Origin of the sequence: Lichenibacterium minor (genome assembly GCF_004137685.1) — a bacterium.
Lineage (GTDB): Bacteria > Pseudomonadota > Alphaproteobacteria > Rhizobiales > Beijerinckiaceae > Lichenihabitans > Lichenihabitans minor.
Genome location: NZ_QYBB01000129.1, coordinates 1 through 2,084, shown reverse-complemented (window position 1 = coordinate 2,084; position 2,084 = coordinate 1). Strand labels below are relative to the sequence as shown.

General features: G+C 64.3%; 3 protein-coding genes. 1 reads left to right on the top strand and 2 read right to left on the bottom strand.

Features of this window, described 5'->3' with window-relative positions; genetic code table 11:
• Positions 1–248: 248 nt before the first annotated feature.
• Both D3273_RS27595 and D3273_RS27590 read right to left on the bottom strand, forming a co-directional pair.
• On the bottom strand, positions 249–569 hold the full coding sequence (locus tag D3273_RS27595) for a hypothetical protein (protein ID WP_129230229.1): 321 nt from the start codon (positions 567–569) through the stop codon (positions 249–251).
• Between the two features lie 183 nt (positions 570–752).
• On the bottom strand, positions 753–1,325 hold the full coding sequence (locus tag D3273_RS27590) for a hypothetical protein (RefSeq protein WP_129230227.1): 573 nt from the start codon (positions 1,323–1,325) through the stop codon (positions 753–755).
• A 376-nt stretch (positions 1,326–1,701) separates the two neighbouring features.
• Between D3273_RS27590 and D3273_RS27585 the strand changes: the two genes are divergently transcribed.
• Positions 1,702–2,084 (top strand): Ros/MucR family transcriptional regulator (locus D3273_RS27585; RefSeq protein ID WP_129230226.1); only part of this gene is annotated, 383 nt, incomplete at its 3' end.

The window sequence follows — 2,084 nt, the reverse complement described above, 5'->3', positions numbered from 1 at the left end:
CACCGGATCTGCTCCGCTCGCGCCGGCGAAGCGACCGCCATCAGGGCGACGGCGGTGAGGGCGAAGCGCATGGGCGAAGTCCGAGAGGCTGAGTGCGGTACGGGTCTCGACGCTATCGCGCCGGCCGCGGCCGGGCAACGAGACCGACGGCAAAGGCGGCGAGGGCGATGGCAAGACGCTTCATCCCACAAGCCCTCTAAAGACGCGAACGGCACCTCTCTCCGGGTGCCGCCGATTGTGAGAATAGCCTACTTGGCGGTTCCACTTCCCGTGCCAGCCCCGCCACCCATGCCGGCACCCGGCGCGGTACCTGTCCCGGCGTTCGAGTTCGCGGCACCGGCAGCGCCGGTCCCCGCGCCGTTGGGGACGGCGGTGCCGCCCGCGGAGGAGCCGCCCATGGGCATGTTCGTGGCCGGCACGGCGGACGTGCTGGTCGGCGAACCAGTCGTCGCGTAGGGGTTGGACGAGTCTGTGCCGTTCTGCGAGTTGGCGGCGCTGGCGGCCTGAGCTGACTGGGCGGCCAGCAGAGCGAACGCCGTCGCGGCGGCGATGATCATGATACGGTTCATGGTGTTCCCTCCCCGTTCGGCATCGTGGCGTGTATCGCCTCTCTCGGCCGACGGGCACAGACCAATCATCGGGTGCCACCGAGGTTCCGGTGAAGTTAATTCGCGCCACTGCCTATAGGGCGGACAATGTTGTCCGCCGGCCACCTTTTCTGCCACGCCAAACCGGTTCGCCGTGCAAGGCTGCTACTCGGCCGCTTCCTGCATATCGATGGCCTGGAGAACCGAGTGAACCGGCGACTTGCGCCCGAAGGCAGCGACGACCTGACTTCGCAGCTTGTTTGTGTTCGCGTCGGCGGCCGCAGAGCGCTCCCGAGCCTCATCGGTAGCGGCCTCGAGAGCGGCGATGCGTGCGTTGGCGGCGTCGGACCGGGTCGTGAGTTCGGCAATCGTGTTCTGGTCGTTCGCCGTCTGCGCCTGAAGCTTCACCGCAAACTGCTGCCACTGCTTGGCCGACCGCTCGTGCTCGGCCACGATTTCGTCCTTTTCGGTCGCTTCCTGTTCCAAGATCTCACACCGCGCGGCCAGAATTTCGATCGCCTTTGAAGCCTTGCCGAGAAGCACATCGACTTGGTCCGGATCCGCGGCGGGCGCTTGGATGTCACCGCGGCGCTGGTCGGTTCGTCGATCGGAACAGTGCAGCGTGTCTTCGATCGGGCTGAATACCCGGCTCATGAAAGCGCCCACCTCGGCCATAGCGGCGAGGTCGAGAACGTCGTCCCTCTGGGGAGCACGTTGAATGGCGCTGTTTTCAATCATGTCGAACCCCTCCCGATGCAGGCGTCGACCTTCCGATAGGCATGGTTAACAGATGGTAAATGCGATCAACGATTGCGGAAATTTGCACGAACGCGCGCCCTCTTGTGGAGGATCACCCACCTGCGACGGGGGCGGAGATAATCGTTGACACCGATACCGACAGGCTCAAAGCGGGATCGTCTGCTTAAAATGCTGTGTATCGATCGCCTTGGGCCGGCAAACGCAACCAGTTAACCGACCGTAGCGCCCTCGCGCCTGTCAAACTCCCACCGCTGATTAGCGTCCAGCATCGCCGCCGTACTCCTGCAGCCAATCAAGTGGCACTTGAACCCTGTTCCCCTTGATGCCATGCAGCTATCGCCACCCGAGAGAACCTATGTCCGAAGCCGAAACCGCCACCCTGATCGAGATGACGTCAGAGATCGTCGCCGCCTATGTGTCGAAGAACCATGTCCGCGCGGCCGAGTTGCCGGAACTGATCTCGACGATCCATGCTGCGTTGAGCGGCATGGGCGGGGCACCCGAGGCGGCGCCCGAGGCCGCCAAGCTGGTCCCCGCGGTGCCGATCAAGAAGTCCATTACGGAGGACTTTATGATCTGTCTGGAGGACGGCCGAAAGTTCAAGTCGCTGAAGCGTCACCTACAGTCGGTCTACGGCCTGTCGCCAGAGCGGTACCGGGCGAAGTGGGGCCTCCCCCACGACTACCCCATGGTGGCGCCCGGCTATTCGGCCCGCCGGTCCGAACTGGCGAAGAGCAT